A 19,012-nucleotide genomic window follows, 5' to 3' on the forward strand; every position below is an offset into this window, starting at 1 on the left:
ATAGTCCATCATCATCATGATATCGTCAATGGCAGGCGGCGGCGCTTGCACTTAAGATGAGGTTAGATCAAGTAGATGTTCAGAAGTTCTGATGAGGAAAGGATGAGTCAACATGGCAAAAGCGCCTGAAGCAGTAAAGGTATGGGAAGAAATGGTCGAGATTCCGACCTATGAGGTGGGCAAGCCCGACCCCAACCCGATGTTTTTGGAAAAACGCGTCTATCAGGGCAGTTCAGGACGGGTGTATCCGCTGCCTGTAATTGATAAAATTTACGATGAAAAGGTATCGAAGCCATATCGCATCGTGTTTCTGGAGAACGAATTCGTGCAAATCCAGGTGATGCCGGAGATTGGCGGACGTATATACCGGGCGATTGACAAAACGAACCAGTACGATTTTGTATATCACAATCAGGTGATCAAACCTGCCCTGGTAGGCCTTGCGGGTCCGTGGATTTCCGGAGGGATCGAATTTAACTGGCCTCAGCACCACCGCCCTAACACGTTCGGTGAAGTCGAATACAAGGTGGAGCATAATGCGGATGGCAGCAAGACGGTGTGGGTCGGAGAAATCGACCGGATGTACGGGACGAAGGTATCAACCGGTTTCACGCTGCATCCCGGAAAAGCCTATCTCGAAATCCATGCCCAGCTGTATAACCGCACGTCTGAGCCGCAAACGTTCCTGTGGTGGGCGAACCCGGCCGTAGCTGTTAACGATCATACCCAGTCGGTGTTTCCTCCGGATGTGCATGCGGTATTTGACCATGGAAAACGGGATGTGTCCAAATTCCCGATCGCAACCGGAACCTACTATAAAATGGACTACTCTGCCGGCGTAGATATTTCAAAATACAGCAACATTCCGGTTCCGACGTCATACATGGCCTATCATTCGGACTACAACTTTGTAGGCGGGTATGATCATGGGGTGGATGCAGGCATTTTGCATATCGCTAACAAGCATGTTTCGCCAGGGAAAAAGCAGTGGACCTGGGGACATGGTGAATTCGGCCAGGCCTGGGACCGCAATTTGACGGATGAGGACGGACCTTACATTGAGCTTATGACAGGGGTATACACCGATAATCAGCCCGACTTTAGCTGGCTGCAGCCGTACGAGGAGAAGAGTTTCAAGCAGTATTTCATGCCTTACAAAACAATAGGAATGGTGAAAAACGCTTCGATTGACGCCGCTGTGAACCTGGAACTATCGGGACGAAAGGCGATCGTCTATGCCTACGCAACCTCTGTGTTCGAAGAAGCACGCATCCTGCTGAAGGGAGCCGGACGGATTTATCTAGACAAGAGCGTGAAGCTGTCGCCGGTGGATACGTTCAAGGTAGAGGTGGAGATTGGAGAGGATACGCGGGAAGAGGACCTGCAGGTGATCGTGCTGGCAGCTGGTGGAAGAGAGCTAATCTCTTATCAGCCGAAGCCCAAAAAGATCGAGCAAATCCCTGATCCGGCCAAAGCCATTGAGGCACCAGAGCAGCTCCGGAACACGGAGGCGCTGTATCTGGCAGGACTGCATCTGGAACAATACCGGCATGCCACCTATGAGCCGGACCCATACTATCTGGAAGGTCTTAAACGGGATGCCGGTGATATCCGGCTGAACAATGCTTACGGTCTGCTCCTGCTGCGGCGCGGACGCTTTGAGGAGAGCGAGACTTACTTTAGAAAAGCAATCGAGACGCTGACGCGGCATAACGCCAGACCTTATGACAGCGAACCATTTTACAATCTGGGCAAAGCACTGAAATGGCAGGGTCGGCTGGAAGAAGCGTATGGAGCCTTTTACAAGTCAGTATGGTCGGCGGCATGGCAGGGTGCCGGATATTTTGCCTTGGCCCAGATTGCCTCCGAGCAGCAGGAGTATGATGAAGCACTTGAGCTTATCGAGCGGTCCTTGAATGTTCAATACCGCAATTACAAAGCCCGTCATCTAAAAAGTGTTATCCTGAGAAAGCTGGGGCGCGTGGCGGAAGCTGAGCAGCTCGTGCTGGAAACCATCCGCCTGGATCCGATGGAGTTTGCCGCAAGAAATGAATGGATTGCCATACACCGAGAATTGAAACGTACAGACGCTGCAAAAGAAGCGCTGGAGACACTGACAGGACTAATGCGCGGTGACGCACACAATTACATCGCCCTAGCCCAGGATTATGCCGATGCAGGCCAGTATGATGAAGCGCTGGATGTACTGGACCGGATCGGAGGCTTGAATCAAACCGGGGTATATCCTATGGTCCACTATTATCAAGGTAGTTACAGCATGAAATTGGGGAATACGGAACAGGCCAATCTTTATTTTGCAGCGGCGGCCAAGGCCGATCCGAAGTATTGCTTCCCGAACTCTATCCATGATTATGTGGTGCTGAAGGAGGCGGCTGCTTTACATCCGGAGGATGCGAAGGCATTGTATTATTTGGGCAACTTGCTCTATGACAAGAAGCGGCACGAAGGAGCGGTGTCCTGCTGGGAAGCTTCGGTCGCCTTAGACAGCAGTTTTGCCACACCTTACCGGAATCTTGCGCTCGCCTATTTCAATAAATTGAACAGCCCTGAGAAAGCCCTGAAGGCGCTGGAAACCGCATTTGCTTTGAACACATCGGATGCCCGGGTATTTTACGAATTGGATCAGCTCTATAAAAAAATCGGATATTCGCCACAGGCCCGCCTGAAGGCGCTGGAAGAGCATCTTGAGCTGGTGGAGCTGCGCGACGACTTGTTCCTCGAATACATTACGCTTCACAACACGCTTCACCGGCATGATGAAGCGGTTCGGCTGATCCTGAGCCGTAATTTCCATCCATGGGAAGGCGGAGAAGGCAAAGTCCCGGCCCAGTATGTGATGGCCCGCGTCGAGATCGCTAAGAAGCTGCTGAAGGACGGGCAGCCGGAAGAAGCAATCGAGCAGCTGCTTCATGCAAAGCAATATCCACTGAACATAAATGAAGGCAAACTGGAGGGCGCGCAGGAGAACAACATTGACTATTACTTGGGCCTCGCCTATATGCAGCTAGAGCGGTCTGGCGATGCGGAAGCCTCTTTCCTGAAGGCATCCGAAGGTCTGGATGAGCCGGCCAGCGCCATGTATTACAACGATCAGCCACCGCACATGATCTTTTATCAGGGAACGGCACTTCGTAAGCTGGGCAGGGAGCAGGAGGCGCGAAGCCGCTTTAATAAGCTGGTGGATTACGGGGAAAAGCATATTTTCGACCAGCCGAAAATCGATTATTTTGCTGTATCGCTCCCGGATTTCCTAGTGTTTGAGGATGATTTGACCAAAAGGAACGAAATTCACTGCCATTACATGATGGGTCTCGGCCATCTGGGTCTTGGGCAGCTGCAGGAAGCCGAGAAGCACTTGAAGCAGGCGCTTACGCTTGAGCCTCATCATCAGGGGGCTGCGCAGCACCTTGTGCTCTGCACTGGGAAGGGTGAATCACATTGATATGGACGCACCACATGATGAACGGCCATAATGCATGGACGGGGCAAACTTCTGCCATGCAGGTCACACTACTCCCGGAGCTGGGGAGCAAAATGGTTTCGCTTAAGAACCGCCTGACGGGCCGGGAGTGGCTGTCCCAATCCGAGGGGCCACTGGGCAACCTGGGCTATGGGAGCTCATTTAAGGGCAGTGACGGAAGCGGCTGGGACGAGATGTTCCCGACGATTAATGTCTGCCGGTATCCGGAATTTCCTTGGCTTGATACGACCCTTCCTGATCATGGGGAGGTCTGGTCCATTTCTTGGCAGGCCGAGGCGATAGAGAATAAACTTGAGTGCAATGTGCACGGGGTAAGGCTCCCCTACCAATTGCGCAAAACGTATTCCTTCCCTACAGAGGACCGTCTACGCATCGATTATGCGGTGACTAATCTCAGCTCGTTTCCTTTTTCGTTTTTGTGGGCAGCCCACCCATTGTTCCAAATAGAAGAAGGGATGGAGATTATCGTGCCGGAGGGACTATCGCAGATTGCCGTCTCATACTCGGAAAATGGCAGGCTTGGGCAGACAGGCGAGCTTCGTCCTTGGCCGCAGCCTCTCGGGGACAATCCGGAGATTCGCTTGGACCGTACCGGAGGTAAGCAGGAGAAAACGGCCGAGAAGTTTTATTTTACCGGTGACCTGCCGGAAGGAAGGGCTTCAATATACGATCCGAAGAAGCAGGAAGGCTTATCCTTCGCTTTTCCGAAAGAGAAAGTACCGTATTTATCGGTCTGGGCCAATTATGGCGGATACCAGGGACAATATCATTTGGCACTGGAGCCAGCCACGGGTTTTCTGGACGACTTGGCTTATGCCATGGAGCGGAAGTCAGTGGCAACCGTAGAGGCAGGGGAAACATATGACTGGCATTTGGAAGTTAGTTGGATAGGGCATGAAAAAGCCTAGCGCCGCACAAATAAATCCTGCATCCATTCGGATGCAGGATTTTTGGGGAGAGGGGGAACTCGTAACATCAGGCGTACCTGTACCGGGCCAATGTTCTGTAACCCCACAGGAAAGTAACGATCACAGCCGTAATGCCGGTCAATACTCCTGTCATACCGGGGACGTAACTCGCTTCATAGTTTGGTAAAAAAGAACCGATGATATTCAGCATATCGTGAATGATGATAGCTCCAAACATGCTTTTTCCCGTATTGTTATACACCCAGACGATGATGACTCTTGCTGCGACAGTTCCAAGGAACCAGCCTGCGATCCACACCGGGGGATGATGGGCCTCAATCAGCGGAATAACATGCCATATTCCCCACACGCACCCCAAAATAAAGCTTGCTCCCAGCGCGCTCCACCGGTCCTGCATCGGCCCGATTGCGTAGCCCATCCATCCTACTTCTTCAAACGCAGCGGAAATAAAAAACAAAGTGAACAGGAGGGGGAGGGTCAACCAATGAGTCGGAACACCGGATAGAGGCAGCCCCATCATGCGCAGGATCACATATGAGAGCAGTCCGACCATCGGAATGATAAAAATAATGGGTATATACCAGACTTTATGCGTGATTCTTTTGTAATCGAACACTCTTGCTAGTAACCGCTTTACGCCTTCTGCTTGATCTTGTTTATAAACTAGAATAACTGCAGCGATCGTGGGGCAAAAAACCATCAGGGCACTCGTTGGGAGATTCATCGGAAGCCAGTTAATGCTTCCCGTCATGGCACCAACCACCCAAAACGGTATCGAGAAAGTAAAAATGAGGGTAAGGAATACGAACAATGATCTAGAGGACGTGACGGATTTCATGTCTTACAGCCTCCTTAATATCATTTGTTTGGTAGAAGCGTTTTATCTAGCCGAAAATACTCGGAAAAGGCATTATTTTAAAATGATAGGCAATTCCTTCAGCGCGAACATCATCGTGCTGTCCTGCCGTACAAGCTCTACCGACCGGTCACGGCGGTAATTCGGGAAACGTTCCAGCAGCGTTTCGATGGCAATTTTGGATTCCAGGCGGGCAAGCTGTGAACCAAGGCAGAAGTGAATGCCGCTGCCAAGACCCAGATGCGGATTCGGATTCCGGTGAATATTGAATTCTTCCGGCCGCTCAAACACATCTTCATCGTGGTTAGCCGATGCCATCCAAATGTGGATGAATTGTCCCTTTTTCAGCTCCTGCCCTCGCAGCACGGTATCCTCTTTGACCTGGCGGAACATCAGCTGCACCGGCGAAAAGTACCGGAAGGTTTCTTCGACCGCTGCTGGGATCAATGTTCGGTCGGCGAGGAGTTCCGCACGTACTTCTGGCAAACTATCGATGCCGAGCATGGCTGAAGCGATTAGATTGGTTGTCGTCTCATTACCTGCTACCAGGAGAAGAATGCAGAAACCGATGATTTCCATATCGCTCAGGTGCTCATTGTCGATGCGGGCCTGCACCAGTTTGGTGATCAAATCATCCTGTGGATGACGGCGACGGTCATCGGCGATGACCGAGAAATATTCACTCATCTCCTGCTGGCACTGGTAATAGTTTTCAGGATGATCGCCAACAAGGGCGTCTGACCATTCCTTGAACTTTTCCCGGTGCTCCATAGATACGCCCAGCATTTCGGCAATGACGGTGATCGGGAGCGGGCTGGTAAAGTCAGCGATGGCATCCATCCTGCCGTTTTTCTCCGCCTCGTCAAGCAGTGAAGTTGTGATGGCCTGGATTTTTGGAGTAAGAGATTCAATAACGCGCGGGGTAAAAGCCTGGGACACCAGCTTGCGCAATTGTCGGTGTTTCGGCGGATCCTGGCGCAGAAGACTGGATTCAAGCGGATCTTCGGAAGAGGGAAGGCCTTGTGAAGAGAAGACCTCATAATTCGTGAAGATGGCTTTGACATCCTCATATTTGAAAACGCTCCAGACTTGCTTATTTTCGGATTCGATCACCGGAGAATTCATGCGCATTTGTTTGAACCATTCCAGAGGCAGCAAACCGTTTTCGTTCCATTCCATGCTAATACACCGTCACTTTCATTTAAGATTTTTTGAACTGACTGGTCAGTTTTAAAAGCTTAAAAAGAAGGCCATACTAATCGATCGATACAAACAGGCCTTTGGTAATGATCGTGAAGACGAAATGCTCCAAGTCATCGCGTGAGTATTCATTTTGATGGCTCAAGTAATAATTGCATGTGCTCTCCAGTGTACCGACAATGCTGGCTGCGGCCAGATTCGGATCAACATCACGGAGCAGATTTTCCTCGCACTTCCCTTCTTCGAGAATCGCCGCCAAAAAACGGAGATGCTCGCGCCGGAGCTCCTTCAGCTCATCCAAAACGTCCTGCTCGATTCCGTTCGAAATCTCATTGAACACGATATGAGCAAAATGGCGGGATTCCAGGAACAATTCCAGATGGTGGCGAATCGTCCGCAGAATCATCTCCTCGAGGGGAAGGGGAGAGTTCAGATCGGCCTCTGTCCGCCGCATAATGTCCTCAAATCCAGCTTTGACAACCGTTTTGAACAACTGGGATTTACTCGGGAAATTGTAGTAGAGCGTTCCCTTGGCGACCTGCGCCCGTAGGGCAATCTCGTCCATGCTCGCTCGGTGATATCCGTTTTCGGAGAATACTTCAATGGCTGCGCGTATGATTTTATCTTTACTCAAGGTTAATCTACCTTTCACAAGCGATTTCGGATAATGATTAATCTGACTGGTCAGTTCAAAAATAAAATAACATGCTGGGAAAAATTAGTCAACCGAAAAGGGCTCTGATGCTTTTTCCATGTGCAGCATGTACATATTGGCCGTAGTGGTGTATATTTCTACAATGCTGGTTAATTCATCAGTAGAAATGGAAATGATTAAACCAAGAACACCACACGGTAACGGAGTGATCAATTGAGCAAATCAAAAGGCAAGGGTGGAACAGGCAGAGGAACGGGCAAGAAGGGCTGGACCCGCTGGGATGCGAAAGCCCGCCGGATCAAAAGCGCCCCGAAGCCTTATACCAGCAAAGGTACGAAAAAAGCTGACGATGCTAAAGGTGAAGGACCCGTCAAAAACGACAGCAGCGTAAAGCGCGGCTGACATTCATAAGGAGATGACATGCAATTGGAAAATACAGAACCAGAAGTAAACGTGGCAAGCGACTTACCGGAGAATTACAATGAACTAAAAAATGCTGCGAACCGCACGGCGAACTGGAGAGAGCGGTTAGAAGCGGTCGAGCAATTAGGTCAATGGAAGAGCCAGCAATCCATCGACATTTTGAAGCACAGATTGCATACCGATCCGGTATTTCAGGTTCAGGAAGCGGCCTACGAGAAACTGAAGGCTTGGGGAGAAGATGCCCTACAGCCGGTCCGCAGCAAGTATGATGTGGTGAAAGGCATTCAGAAAATTTTGCTGCGTGTGAAGAAAAGCCTTCCGAGAGATCACTCGTATGAAGAGTTTAAAGAGAAGCTGAAAAAAATGAGAATCGACGTGTATGACACGTATGAAGGAGATAAGGGCGCTGATTTTGATGCGTGGCTTGAGGGCATGTGGAAGTCGCTGTAAAGCACAGAATCCTAATCTTCGACTAACTTAAAATTTCACGGATATCGCTGATGCCAAGAGCATCGGCGATTTTTTTGTGTGGGAGAATTGCAGGGCATCGAAGCTTTGCGGGCATATTTGCTGCAAAAGAACATAAACGTTATAGATGATGATGCCCGTGTGGATGAAGGGGTTAAAAGGTTCTATCTGAACGATCCGTTTGGCAATCGGCTTGAATTTTTGGAGTGGCTGTAACTTCTTCTTCAAATCGGATACGAACTTTTATAGAATGAAAGTATAATCAGGATTATCTCAAGGAGGAATGTAAACATGAAATACCGGAGATTAGGAGGCAGCGGCCTCAAGGTCAGCGAAATCAGCTTGGGAAGCTGGCTTACATATGGCGGTTATGTGGAACGCGAAAATGCGGTGAATTCAATTAAAACAGCATATGATCTGGGTATTAATTTCTTTGATACAGCAAACGTTTATGAAAGAGGCGCGGCGGAAGAGCTCGTAGGCGAAACCCTGAAAGCGTATCCGCGCGAATCGTACGTGCTGGCGACCAAAGCATTTTGGCCTATGGGCGACGGTCCCAATGACCGCGGTTTATCCCGCAAACATATCATGGAACAGGCTCATGCCAGCTTGAAGCGTCTGAACCATGACTACGTGGATATTTTCTATTGCCACCGTCATGATCCGGAAACGCCGCTGGACGAAACGCTCCGTGCGATCGACGATCTGGTTCGTCAAGGCAAGGTGCTGTATGTGGGCGTAAGCGAATGGCAGGCTTCGCAAATCGCGGAAGCGCTTGGCGTAGCCGACCGGTACCTTCTGGATCGCATTGTCGTGAACCAGCCGGAATACAACATGTTCAACCGGTATATCGAAAAAGAAATCATGCCTCTCTGCGAGCGCTCCGGCATCGGTCAAGTGGTATTTTGTCCGCTGGCACAAGGCCTGCTGACAGGCAAATACACATCCGTTTCTGAGATTCCGCAGGACAGCCGTGCTGCCAAGCTCGAATGGATGCGCAAAGGCATTACGGAAGAAAAAATCAATCAAGTTAAGCAGCTTGAAGGCGTTGCCAAAGAGCTTGGCATTTCCGTGGGCAACCTGGCTCTGGCCTGGATTCTGCGTAACAGCAACGTAGCAAGTAGCTTGGTTGGCGCGAGCCGTCCGGAGCAGGTCATTGAAAATGTGAAGGCTTCCGGTGTGGAATTGAGTACAGACGTAATCGAACGTATTGAAGAGATTTTGAAATAGAGGGAAGTTCCGAGACCACTTTTGATCAGCGAGGAGGGTATTTTCGATGGCAAAGGTAGTGATTACAGGCGGAAGCGGTATGCTTGGACGCTGGGTTGTGAAGCATTTTGTCGAGCAGGGGTATGAGGTATTGAACGTGGACTCCCGCCGTCCGGAGGAGGAGCTCTGTCCAACACTCATCGTGGATTTGGAGGATCTAGGACAGACCTATAGTGCCTTGGCCGGAGCGGATGCCGTTGTGCATCTGGCCGCGATACCAGCAGCACATATCCGGACGCCAGAGGTCACATTCCGTAACAATGTCATGTCAACATATAATGTGCTGGAAGCCGCGTCGAGCCTCGGAATTCGCAAGGCAGTCATAGCGTCCAGTGAATCATCATACGGCATTGTGTTCGCGGTGAATCCATTCTCACCTGAGTATGTGCCGCTTGACGAAGAACATCCGCAGCTGCCGCAAGACAGCTATGGACTATCCAAGGTTGTCAATGAAAAGACAGCGGAGATGTTCCACCGCCGGACAGGAATACAGGTCGTGTCACTCCGGCTTGGAAATGTCATTCCGCCAGAGTGGTATGAACGCTTTCCGTCATTTATCCATAACCCGCAGGAGCGCGAGCGTATCCTATGGAGCTATATTGATACCCGCGATGCAGCCGAAGCGTGCAGGCTCGCCATTGAGACGGACGGATTGGGAGCGGTAGCCCTCAATCTGGCTTCCGATGATTCGAGCATGGCGATTCCAAGCCGTGAACTCATGTCGGAATGTTATCCCGGCGTAGCAGACTTCCGAGCGGTGCTCGAGGGCCATGAATCACTGCTCAATAGCGAGAAGGCCAAACGTCTCCTCGGCTGGCAGCCGAAGCACCAGTGGCGTAAAGAAGTGAACCAATAACAGTCAATGTACCAGAAATGATTGACCCTAGGGAGACTCGGTCCCTGGGGTCTTTTCGTGTCTCGTACTCTCGTCTGATTTCCGTTTAAGGGAAAATGAAACTTAATTTACATAATGTGCCTGTTAAATTAATAGTAAAAAAACACTCCTACGCTATGATAAGGAAAACCTTCCTCGGATTTGGACAGGCTGGGGAGGCTCCGCAAACGGATAGAAACTATATATGGGAGGCTGAGCACAGATGAATGACGTGATAACTCGCGAAGTGTTTTACAGAGGTCTCGCCAAGCATAAGCGTATCGCCTCGATTAAAGATCCACGGCATATTGAGCTGGCTCTGAAGCTGCGGAATCAATTAAGCGGCATCTTTTTACTGATGGGGCATATCGGGGTGGTGAAGGGCTACGTCGATGTGTTTAAAGAACACGGGTTGCCTGTTTTTCTACATCTGGAGAAAATCGGCGGTCTTAGTACCGATCACTATGGTCTCGAATATTTGGCGAAAAGCATCAAGCCTTCCGGGGTCATTTCAACTAAAACGAATGTCGTGAAGAATGCCAATAAAATGGGACTGCTCACCGTTCAGAGATTTTTTCTCGTGGACAGTGAAGGTCTGGACAATATCTCGAAGAGCCTGTCGCAGACCGAGCCGGACATCATTGAGCTTATGCCTGCCCGGATTCCGGATATGATCTGCAAGGTGAAGTCTTTTACATCGGTCCCGATCATTACGGGAGGACTATTGTACGAGGAGTCCCATGCGGAAGAATGCCTGAGCCATGGGGCCACGGCGATCTCTTCCTCCAGGCCGGCGCTATGGGGGAAGCCGGAGCGTAATTTGATCAAGATTTAATCTTTTGCCTGAACAGATTTAACAATTGTCCTTTAACATAGGCTTTAGTTCAATTAATTTAACAAGTAAATACAACGGTTGGAGCCTTGGAGAAACCTGATCTGCTGTGGACGTATACGTTCGCGGTGGTATTCAGGTTTCTTTTTTGCTGCTTCAAACAAGAAACTGTACAAAAAATAGGGTGGAGGAATGGTTATGTTGAAGAAAAAGCTAACGGCTTTTACGCTGGCAGCTCTGATGATGACAACACTGGCAGGATGCGGTTCAGGCGGGAGCGCAGACAGCGCCGGCGAGGGGAAGGCAGAAGCAGCTGCATCCTCGAAGAAGATTGTCATCAAGTATTGGTACGCTTACGGGGACAAGATTGAAGAAGCGAAGCAGCACATGGTCAAGACGTTTAACGAATCCCAGGATAAATACCAGGTCGTAGCCGAGCATCAGGGGAATTACGGTGATCTTCATGCCAAAGTGCAGGCCGCATTCGCAGCAGGCAATGCTCCTGCCGTAACGGATCTGGAGATTGCATCGACCGGTGTTTTTGCCCACTCGGGCATGCTGGAAGAGCTGACGCCTTATGCGGAGAAGGACAAGGAGCAGCTCAAACTGGATGATTTTATTCCGGGTCTGATGGGGAACGCCTATGTGGACGACAAGCTGTACGGGCTTCCTTTTATGCGCAGCACCCCGATTATGTATAAAAATGTGACGATGCTTAAAAATGCCGGCCTCGATCCTGCCGGTCCCAAAACATGGGATGAGCTGGAGGAGTATTCGCGTGTGCTGAAGGAAAAAGGTAAGGTTGGCATGACGCTTCCGGTGGATATTTGGTACTACGAAGCACTGGTAGCCCAAAGCGGCGGTCAAATGCTGAGCGATGACGGCAAAAAGGCGGCATTTAACGAACCTGCGGGCGTGGCTCCCGTTGAATATTGGAAAAAGCTGTCCACAGAGGGTCTGATCAAAATGCCTGTCGGCGATGAAGCAGGAGCGACCGCGGGGAAGGATTGGGCTAACCAAATATCTGCCTTCAAATTCGGTTCGACTGCCGGCGTAGCGGGTAGTCTGGAAATTGCCAATGGTAACGGATTCGAGCTGCAAACGGCATTTATGCCTGCCAACAAGGATTACGGCGTTCCAACCGGCGGCTGTCAGCTTGTGATGACGTCCAAGAGCACTCCGGAAGAGAAGAAAGCGGCATGGGAGTTTATCAAATGGATGACCTCCAAGGAAAATACGATTTACCAGCATAAGCATGTCGGTTACTTGCCAACCCGCACGTCTGCTGTTGAAAGCGATGAGCTGAAAGAGCATTTTGCACAGAATCCGCAGTTTAAGGTCGCGGTGGATCAATTGGAATATGCAAGACCACGCCCGATGGAGAACGCTTATCCGGAAGTGGAAAACATTTTGACCGATGCTATTCAAAAGGCGATCATCGATCCGAAAACGACGCCGCAGGATGCGCTGAATCAAGCGGCTGAGAAGGCAAACAAACTGCTTGGAAAATAGAAAGGATACGTAGATATGGCAGACGACAGCTGGCTCGCGGACATCAAAGTCATTATTTTCGATATGGATGGCACCTTGTATCAGGAAGACACCTTCATGGAGCGTTATATCCGTCATCTGCTGAAGGGAACGGAGCATGAGCCGGATACGGAGGCAGCCGTGATGACGGCAGAAGCGATTCGCTCTGGAGAGCATGCCTTCGGGCTCGGGCACTTCTATCATCTCCGGGACGGCCTTATGCTCACCTGGCAGGGAGACCGCATGGCGCAGGGATATCTATGGGACGGAACAACCGTCCCCGTACAGGGGGAAAGATACGATTTCGACTCCATTCATCGGGCGGATTTGCTCCATATCGGCGATCCCTGGGGCATTGTAGCCATGCTAAGCCATCAATACAAGCTGCCGGATACGAAGCTGAGTGAAGCTTTTGACAAGGTGCGCCAGGAAATGCTTCTTGCCCCATACCACTTTGAGATTCACACAGGCTTAATGCAAGCTATCGAAGAGCTCGATGTGGATAAAAGAGTGCTGATGACCAATACGCCTCTGGAGTCAGGCATCGAATTCCTGGAATATATGCAAATTCGGCATGCTTTTGACGAAGTCTACTTTGGAGCAGGGAAGCCATCGGGGCTGGAGCTTTACTTGGCCTCCCTGCTGAAGCAGGGGTACAGAGCGTATGAAATTTTATCGATCGGGGATAACCCGTGGAATGATCTACATCCGGTGAAGCGGATGGGGGGAAGAACCTGCTTCATATCCCCTTATGCCAGCCGTGATACTGAAGTCTGGGATTTGCGCCTGACCTCCCTGGATGAACTGGAGCAGCTCCTACGCGCCATACGAAAGCAGCAAATGAAGGAGGGAATGACGGATGGCACAAATTCTGCTGAAGAGCATCAGCAAGAAGTTCAAAGATGAAACTGTGATCGAGGACTTGAACTTGGAGATTAAAGACGGCTCCTTTACGGTTCTCGTCGGACCGTCAGGCTGCGGCAAATCGACTACACTGCGCATGGTGGCGGGGCTTGAGAAGCAGACCAGCGGCGAAATATGGATTGACGACATATGCGTAAACGATACGCCGCCCGGGCTGCGGGATGTTGCCATGGTGTTTCAAAACTATGCGCTGTACCCTACGATGACCGTTCGCGGGAATATCGAGTTCGGCCTGAAAAACAAAGGCGTATCCAAAAGCGAACGCGAGAAGCTGATAAAGGATATTTCCGAAATTGTCGGCCTCGCTCCCTATCTGGATAAAAAACCGCAGAACCTGTCCGGTGGACAACGGCAGCGGGTGGCTCTGGCCCGTGCCATGGTCAAAAAGCCGAAGGTATTCATTCTCGACGAGCCTTTGTCCAATCTGGACGCCAAGCTGCGCAACCAAATGAGAACAGAGTTGATCCAGCTTCATAAGCGGCTCGGAACCACTTTCGTATACGTTACGCATGACCAGGTGGAAGCGATGTCGATGGGGGATGAAATCGTCGTCATGAACAAGGGCGCTATCCAGCAGGCGGATTCACCGATGAAGCTTTATCAGGACCCGGCGAATCTGTTTACCGCCCAGTTTATCGGCACGCCAGCCATGAACATCATGAACATGCAGGACGTGAAAGGGCTTGGTGTCCGTTCCGACCGTCCTGTCGGTTACATCGGCTTCCGGCCGGAGCAAGGGCTGATGAACCCAGCGCAGCAGGTGGAGGGACTTGTTCTGGAAGGCGAAATATTGACCCGCGAAAGTCTGGGGGCAGAGAATATCTATCAGATCCGTTCGCAGGCAGGGGTGTTTTTCGTCAAAGCCTTCCTAAAACCTTTGGAGTCCGCGGATCACGTGAGCATTACGGTTCCGTATAACCGGCTCTTTTATTTCGGACCGGACGGCGAGAGACTGTATGGCGCAGAAATCCATGCGAAGCATGTGGCGGCCGGAGGCGTGTTGATATGACGGTATGGCATAAGCTTCGCCCTTATAGCATGGTTGCACCGGCCATTATCGTGTTTTCGGTGTTTTTCATTTATCCGATTTTTTACATGATCTATCTGAGCATGTTCGATTGGAACTTCGTCAGTCCCACCAAGGACTTTGTGGGTATTCAGAACTTCGTGGATCTTCTGACAGAGCCGGAATTCCGGCAGGTGCTCACCAATACAACCATGTACACGATCTTAACGGTGACGTTATCGACGGGGTTGTCCTTGCTGCTGGCGCTGTGGCTTAACCGGGGGAGTTTCTTTTACGGCATCGTGCAGGGCGCCATTTTCAGTCCGCATATTATTTCGCTCGTATCCATTTCACTCCTGTGGAGCTGGCTGATGGATCCGGAGTACGGGCTGCTGAACTGGGTGATTGGACTCTTCGGCTTCGAGAAGCTGCAATGGCTGTCCCATCCGGACACTTCGCTGATCTCCCTTGTCATCGTCGCGGTATGGAAAGGCGTCGGGTACAACACGCTCGTGTTTATCGCCGGACTGCAGAGCATCCCCGCCGATATCTATGAAGCAGCTTCTTTGGACCGCTCGAGACCTTGGACGACGTTCATCAAGCTGACGATGCCGATGCTGTCGCCCACGATCTTTTTCCTGGTCATCATCAACATGATCGGATCGTTCCAGGTGTTTGAGACCATCGCCATTATGACCCAGGGCGGTCCGGTTAATTCGACGAATACGCTGGTCTACTACATTTATGAATACGGCTTCCGGTTCTTCAAAATTGGTTATGCTTCGGCTGCGGGTGTGATTCTGCTGTTCATCGTTGGTATTTTAACCATTATCTATTTCAAACTGCTGTCGAACCGGGTTCATTACCGTTAGAAAGAGGTGAAGCTCTTGAAAGCCGCAAACCGAGCCATTGATATCGGAACTGCCGCCGGAAGTCCGCTGGGCGGGATCCGGACGAAGCAAATCCTTTTACGAAGAATCATGTCCTATATTCTGCGCCTGCTGAATGCTGCGGGGCTTCTGCTGCTGATACTGATCTTCGCGCTGCCTTTTGTCTGGATGCTCTCCACATCGCTGAAGACGCTGCCGGAGACGATGATTTTTCCGCCGGAATGGATTCCGCATCACCCGGTCTGGAGAAATTACATCGATGCCTGGAAGACGGGGCCATTCCTGCACTACTTAACGAACAGCGTCATTATTTCTGTGAGCATCCTGATCCTGCAGATGCTGACGATCATTCCGGCTTCCTATGCATTTGCGAGATACAAGTTTGTCGGATCGGGCTTTTTATTCGGTGTTGTGATGGTGACACTGATGATCCCGAACCAGCTCATTTTCCTGCCGGTTTACCTGGAACTGAGCGCCTTTAAGCTGCTGAATACCCATCTCGGGCTCATTCTGCCCTTTGCCTCAAGTGCCTTTGGCATCTTCCTGCTGCGGCAGGCGTTCCGGCAAATTTCGGATGAACTGCTGGAAGCGGCGAGACTGGATCAGGCGGCAGAGTGGAAAATCATTGTCCGGATTATGGTACCAATGGTGAAACCGGTGCTGGTCACGTTCGCCCTGTTCAGCTTCATTGCCCACTGGAACGACTATTTCTGGCCGCTTGTCATGACCACGAACGAGGTCGCCAGAACGCTGCCGATCGGGATTGCGAAGATCCGCGAGGTGGAAGGCGTGGGAACGTGGAATATTCTGATGGCGGGCAACATGATTCTCGTGACGCCGATCCTGATCGTGTTTTTCTTGTCACAGCGCAATATCATTAAGGCTTTTGTGTATAATGGCGTGAAGTAACTCCATGGGTTGAAAGGATAAGAAGGGATAGAGAACAAAAGCTGCCTGAATCGCTACACGGCCGATTTGGAGCAGCTTTTGCTTGTGCACGTAACAATAGGTTCACGTGAAAATAAGCGATTGCCCTCCGAAATCTTTTCAGCTAAAATAATTGCAAACTATAATGACAGCGCTTACTTCGCTTGAGATCTCAGCCTTATGAAGGAGGGGGAAGATGCAGCGGAATTATTCCTACTATAAAAAGGTATTCGAAGACGTACCTAAGCCGTTCGGGTTCGTGGACCTGGACCTGCTGGATGAGAATGTCGGGCAGATTATTGCACGGGCCGGCTCCAAAAATATCCGGATAGCGACCAAATCAGTCCGGAGCACCGCTCTTCTGAAGCGAATCCTTCATCGAAGTCCGCTTTTTTGCGGGCTGATGTGCTTTTCACCGGAGGAGGCCATATACCTGGTAAAGCAGGGCATGGATGACATCGTCATGGGTTATCCCATATGGGAGCCGTCAGCGCTGTCCGGTCTGGCCGAGTTGATCCGACAGGGCAAGTCCATCACGCTCATGGTCGATTCCATCCGCCATATCGAGCATATCGAGCGGATTGCAGAGCGCCATGGCGTCCGGTTCCCGGTCTGTCTCGACATGGATATGTCGATGGATATTCCGGGGCTTCACTTCGGAGTATGGCGTTCACCGATCCGTTCAGCTGCAGATGCGATGCCAGTCGTGGAGAAGATCTTGTCTTCCGGCGGGGTCAGTATGGATGGCGTCATGGGATATGAAGCGCAAATCGCCGGAGTGGGGGATCATTATCCGGGCATGGCTGCCAAAAATGCCTTGGTTCAGAAGCTCAAGCAGCGCTCGGTCAAGCAGATCGCTGGAAAAAGGGCGGAGCTGGTCGACATGATCGAGGATGCGCTGGGAGCGCCGCTGCGCTTTGTGAATGGCGGCGGTACAGGCAGCATGCATACGACAACGCTGGAACATGCAGTGACCGAGGTTACCGTAGGCTCCGGTTTTTTTGCGCCGGGACTATTCGATCACTACAAGGATTTCCGCTACAAGCCTGCGGCGGGATTTGCCGTGGAAATTGTGCGGAAGCCAAAAGAGCAGCTGTATACCTGCCTCGGCGGCGGGTACATTGCTTCGGGGGCGTCCGGCAAAGACAAAATGCCCAAGCCGTATTTGCCGGAAGGCGCCGTTCTGTTGTCCCTGGAAGGGGCAGGAGAAGTGCAGACGCCGGTATTGTACAAAGGGGAGGAGCAGCTTGAGCTGGGAGATCCGATTTTTTTCCGGCATGCGAAGGCAGGAGAATTATGCGAACGGTTTAATCAGCTGTATGGCGTATCGGAAGGCCGAATTGTTGAACATATCTCAACGTACCGGGGGGACGGACAATGCTTTCTTTGAGTGAAAATCAGAAGGTATGGAAAAATTGGTCTGGAATTGTCCGCAGCACGCCAAGGCATATGGTATATCCTGCTACCGTCAATGAAGTGATTTCTCTGGTACAGTCATGCGCCAAGGAGGGAAAGGGGATCCGGGTCGTCGGAGCAGGACATTCCTTTACGCCCCTGGTACAGACGGGAGATGTGCTGGTATCACTGGATCATCTGGCGGGCGTCGAACCGGTGGAGGAAGCTTCTCGCAGTGTATGGATTTGGGCCGGAACGAGGCTTCGAGATGTAAGCGAGGCGCTTTACCAGCAGGGCTGGGCACAGGAGAATCTTGGGGATATTGATACGCAGTCCATCGGAGGCGCGATCGGGACGGGAACCCACGGAACAGGGATACGGTTCGGATCACTGTCTACCCAATTGCTTGAGGTACAGGTAGTGACTGCTTCGGGTGAACTGCTGACTTGCAGCGAGCACCAAAACCGTGACATTTTCAAATCGTTGCAGGTTTCGCTGGGGATGCTGGGTATTATCGTCAAGGTCCGAATCCGTGTCGTGCCACTGACCGTTCTTCATTACAAAAGCGAGCGCTTTTCCATTGATGAATGCTTTCAGCGGTTAGCCGAATTCAGGGATAATCATGACCACTTTGAGTTCTACTGGTTCCCGTATACGGATGTCGTGCAGGTCAAGTGGCTGGATGAAACGGACGAGAGGCCGTCCGGGAGCCGTTTTTGGAATCATGTGAATCAGCTTGTGATGGAAAATGCATTTTTCGGGATTCTGTCCGAAGGCTGCCGCATGTTTCCAGGGTTGTGCAAACCTGTCAGCCGCCTGTCGGCGCGCTTTGTCCCTACGGGACAGGATGTGGCGTACAGCCACCAGCTTTTTGCCACACAGCGGCTTGTACGTTTCAATGAGATGGAATATAGTGTCCCTGCCGAAAAAATAGTGGAAGTCGTTAGCGATATCCGGGCCAGCGTCGCTACGCAATGCCATGCCGTTCACTTTCCGGTGGAATGCCGCTATGTCAAAGGTGATGATATATGGCTCAGCCCGGCATACGGACGTGACTCAGCCTATATTGCCGTTCATATGTACAAGGGGATGGACCATCAGGCGTATTTCCAAGATATCGAGGAGATATTCCGTCGCTATGAGGGTCGCCCTCATTGGGGAAAAATGCATACCCGAACGGCAGAGGAATTATCCGGTTTGTATCCGCAGTGGGAAGCATTTCAGGATGTCCGTAAGCAACTGGACCCGAGTGGAATGTTCCAGAACGAATATTTGAGGAAGCTGTTTGCCGTGGATTGAACCACCGAAGCGGCTGATTGCTAGCTTTTTATG

The 19,012-nt window shown here is 51.0% G+C and carries 18 protein-coding genes; 15 read left to right on the plus strand and 3 right to left on the minus strand.

Features of this window, described 5'->3' with window-relative positions; all coding sequences use genetic code 11:
• Window positions 1–112: 112 nt before the first annotated feature.
• On the plus strand, window positions 113–3,463 hold the full coding sequence (locus MUG84_RS23490; protein ID WP_244729645.1) for a DUF5107 domain-containing protein: 3,351 nt from the start codon (window positions 113–115) through the stop codon (window positions 3,461–3,463).
• A complete protein-coding gene (locus tag MUG84_RS23495) occupies window positions 3,460–4,410 on the plus strand; it encodes a DUF4432 family protein (protein ID WP_244729648.1) in 951 nt (316 codons plus the stop codon). The genes MUG84_RS23490 and MUG84_RS23495 overlap by 4 nt, the downstream gene beginning before the upstream one ends.
• A 67-nt stretch (window positions 4,411–4,477) precedes the next feature.
• On the opposite strand, the gene MUG84_RS23500 is transcribed toward MUG84_RS23495, so the two are convergent.
• From MUG84_RS23500 to MUG84_RS23510, 3 genes are all read right to left on the minus strand, one after another.
• The gene (locus MUG84_RS23500) at window positions 4,478–5,269 is read right to left on the minus strand and encodes a CPBP family glutamic-type intramembrane protease (protein ID WP_244729652.1); all 792 of its coding nucleotides are present in this window, start codon (window positions 5,267–5,269) and stop codon (window positions 4,478–4,480) included.
• Between the two features lie 72 nt (window positions 5,270–5,341).
• Window positions 5,342–6,466, minus strand: coding sequence for a cytochrome P450 (locus MUG84_RS23505; protein ID WP_244729655.1), 1,125 nt, complete (start codon window positions 6,464–6,466; stop codon window positions 5,342–5,344).
• A gap of 76 nt (window positions 6,467–6,542) precedes the next feature.
• Window positions 6,543–7,121, minus strand: coding sequence for a TetR/AcrR family transcriptional regulator (locus MUG84_RS23510; RefSeq protein ID WP_244729657.1), 579 nt, complete (start codon window positions 7,119–7,121; stop codon window positions 6,543–6,545).
• 234 nt (window positions 7,122–7,355) lie between these two features.
• On the opposite strand from MUG84_RS23510, the gene MUG84_RS23515 reads away from it, so the two are divergent.
• The 13 genes from MUG84_RS23515 (at window position 7,356) to MUG84_RS23575 (ending at window position 18,979) form a co-directional block, all read left to right on the plus strand.
• A complete protein-coding gene (locus tag MUG84_RS23515) occupies window positions 7,356–7,544 on the plus strand; it encodes a DUF3934 family protein (protein ID WP_244729659.1) in 189 nt (62 codons plus the stop codon).
• A gap of 18 nt (window positions 7,545–7,562) precedes the next feature.
• Window positions 7,563–8,015, plus strand: a complete 453-nt coding sequence (locus tag MUG84_RS23520; protein WP_425313272.1) for a HEAT repeat domain-containing protein — start codon at window positions 7,563–7,565, stop codon at window positions 8,013–8,015.
• Window positions 8,016–8,093: 78 nt separating this feature from the next.
• Complete coding sequence (locus MUG84_RS23525; protein ID WP_244729673.1) at window positions 8,094–8,249, plus strand: VOC family protein; 156 nt, start codon at window positions 8,094–8,096, stop codon at window positions 8,247–8,249.
• 75 nt (window positions 8,250–8,324) lie between these two features.
• Window positions 8,325–9,263 (plus strand): aldo/keto reductase family protein, encoded by a 939-nt coding sequence (locus MUG84_RS23530; protein ID WP_244729676.1) that lies wholly within the window; start codon window positions 8,325–8,327, stop codon window positions 9,261–9,263.
• Between the two features lie 46 nt (window positions 9,264–9,309).
• Window positions 9,310–10,158, plus strand: coding sequence for an NAD-dependent epimerase/dehydratase family protein (locus MUG84_RS23535; RefSeq protein WP_244729679.1), 849 nt, complete (start codon window positions 9,310–9,312; stop codon window positions 10,156–10,158).
• A gap of 241 nt (window positions 10,159–10,399) precedes the next feature.
• Entirely contained in the window at window positions 10,400–11,011 is a 612-nt protein-coding gene (locus tag MUG84_RS23540) for a glycerol-3-phosphate responsive antiterminator (protein ID WP_244729681.1), read from the plus strand.
• A 195-nt stretch (window positions 11,012–11,206) separates the two neighbouring features.
• Window positions 11,207–12,520 carry an ABC transporter substrate-binding protein gene (locus MUG84_RS23545; protein WP_244729683.1) on the plus strand — a complete coding sequence of 438 codons (1,314 nt, stop codon included), beginning with the start codon at window positions 11,207–11,209 and terminating at the stop codon, window positions 12,518–12,520.
• 15 nt (window positions 12,521–12,535) lie between these two features.
• Entirely contained in the window at window positions 12,536–13,444 is a 909-nt protein-coding gene (locus MUG84_RS23550) for an HAD family hydrolase (protein WP_244729686.1), read from the plus strand.
• Window positions 13,398–14,471 carry an ABC transporter ATP-binding protein gene (locus tag MUG84_RS23555; RefSeq protein WP_244729689.1) on the plus strand — a complete coding sequence of 358 codons (1,074 nt, stop codon included), beginning with the start codon at window positions 13,398–13,400 and terminating at the stop codon, window positions 14,469–14,471. Before MUG84_RS23550 ends, MUG84_RS23555 begins: the two co-directional genes overlap by 47 nt.
• Window positions 14,468–15,340 (plus strand): carbohydrate ABC transporter permease, encoded by an 873-nt coding sequence (locus tag MUG84_RS23560; RefSeq protein WP_244729692.1) that lies wholly within the window; start codon window positions 14,468–14,470, stop codon window positions 15,338–15,340. The genes MUG84_RS23555 and MUG84_RS23560 overlap by 4 nt, the downstream gene beginning before the upstream one ends.
• 108 nt (window positions 15,341–15,448) lie before the next feature.
• A complete protein-coding gene (locus MUG84_RS23565) occupies window positions 15,449–16,267 on the plus strand; it encodes a carbohydrate ABC transporter permease (protein ID WP_244729811.1) in 819 nt (272 codons plus the stop codon).
• A gap of 214 nt (window positions 16,268–16,481) precedes the next feature.
• Window positions 16,482–17,675, plus strand: a complete 1,194-nt coding sequence (locus MUG84_RS23570) for an amino acid deaminase/aldolase (protein ID WP_244729695.1) — start codon at window positions 16,482–16,484, stop codon at window positions 17,673–17,675.
• Window positions 17,663–18,979: a D-arabinono-1,4-lactone oxidase gene (locus tag MUG84_RS23575; protein ID WP_244729697.1), complete on the plus strand. Its 1,317-nt coding sequence runs from the start codon at window positions 17,663–17,665 to the stop codon at window positions 18,977–18,979. The genes MUG84_RS23570 and MUG84_RS23575 overlap by 13 nt, the downstream gene beginning before the upstream one ends.
• The last annotated feature ends 33 nt before the right edge of the window (window positions 18,980–19,012 follow it).

This window comes from Paenibacillus mangrovi (assembly GCF_022898935.1).
Taxonomy (GTDB): Bacteria; Bacillota; Bacilli; order Paenibacillales; family Paenibacillaceae; genus Paenibacillus_AQ; species Paenibacillus_AQ mangrovi.

What these genes read in the sequence shown, in the direction of transcription:
- MUG84_RS23540 (WP_244729681.1), top strand. Translation starts at nt 10,400, where the DNA reads ATGAATGACGTGATAACTCGCGAAGTGTTTTACAGAGGTCTCGCCAAG.
- MUG84_RS23535 (WP_244729679.1), top strand. Translation starts at nt 9,310, where the DNA reads ATGGCAAAGGTAGTGATTACAGGCGGAAGCGGTATGCTTGGACGCTGG.
- MUG84_RS23555 (WP_244729689.1), top strand. Translation starts at nt 13,398, where the DNA reads ATGGCACAAATTCTGCTGAAGAGCATCAGCAAGAAGTTCAAAGATGAA.
- MUG84_RS23520 (WP_425313272.1), top strand. Translation starts at nt 7,563, where the DNA reads ATGCAATTGGAAAATACAGAACCAGAAGTAAACGTGGCAAGCGACTTA.
- MUG84_RS23570 (WP_244729695.1), top strand. Translation starts at nt 16,482, where the DNA reads ATGCAGCGGAATTATTCCTACTATAAAAAGGTATTCGAAGACGTACCT.
- MUG84_RS23500 (WP_244729652.1), bottom strand. Translation starts at nt 5,269, where the DNA reads ATGAAATCCGTCACGTCCTCTAGATCATTGTTCGTATTCCTTACCCTC.
- MUG84_RS23575 (WP_244729697.1), top strand. Translation starts at nt 17,663, where the DNA reads ATGCTTTCTTTGAGTGAAAATCAGAAGGTATGGAAAAATTGGTCTGGA.
- MUG84_RS23550 (WP_244729686.1), top strand. Translation starts at nt 12,536, where the DNA reads ATGGCAGACGACAGCTGGCTCGCGGACATCAAAGTCATTATTTTCGAT.
- MUG84_RS23560 (WP_244729692.1), top strand. Translation starts at nt 14,468, where the DNA reads ATGACGGTATGGCATAAGCTTCGCCCTTATAGCATGGTTGCACCGGCC.
- MUG84_RS23545 (WP_244729683.1), top strand. Translation starts at nt 11,207, where the DNA reads ATGTTGAAGAAAAAGCTAACGGCTTTTACGCTGGCAGCTCTGATGATG.
- MUG84_RS23530 (WP_244729676.1), top strand. Translation starts at nt 8,325, where the DNA reads ATGAAATACCGGAGATTAGGAGGCAGCGGCCTCAAGGTCAGCGAAATC.
- MUG84_RS23565 (WP_244729811.1), top strand. Translation starts at nt 15,449, where the DNA reads ATGTCCTATATTCTGCGCCTGCTGAATGCTGCGGGGCTTCTGCTGCTG.
- MUG84_RS23505 (WP_244729655.1), bottom strand. Translation starts at nt 6,466, where the DNA reads ATGGAATGGAACGAAAACGGTTTGCTGCCTCTGGAATGGTTCAAACAA.
- MUG84_RS23490 (WP_244729645.1), top strand. Translation starts at nt 113, where the DNA reads ATGGCAAAAGCGCCTGAAGCAGTAAAGGTATGGGAAGAAATGGTCGAG.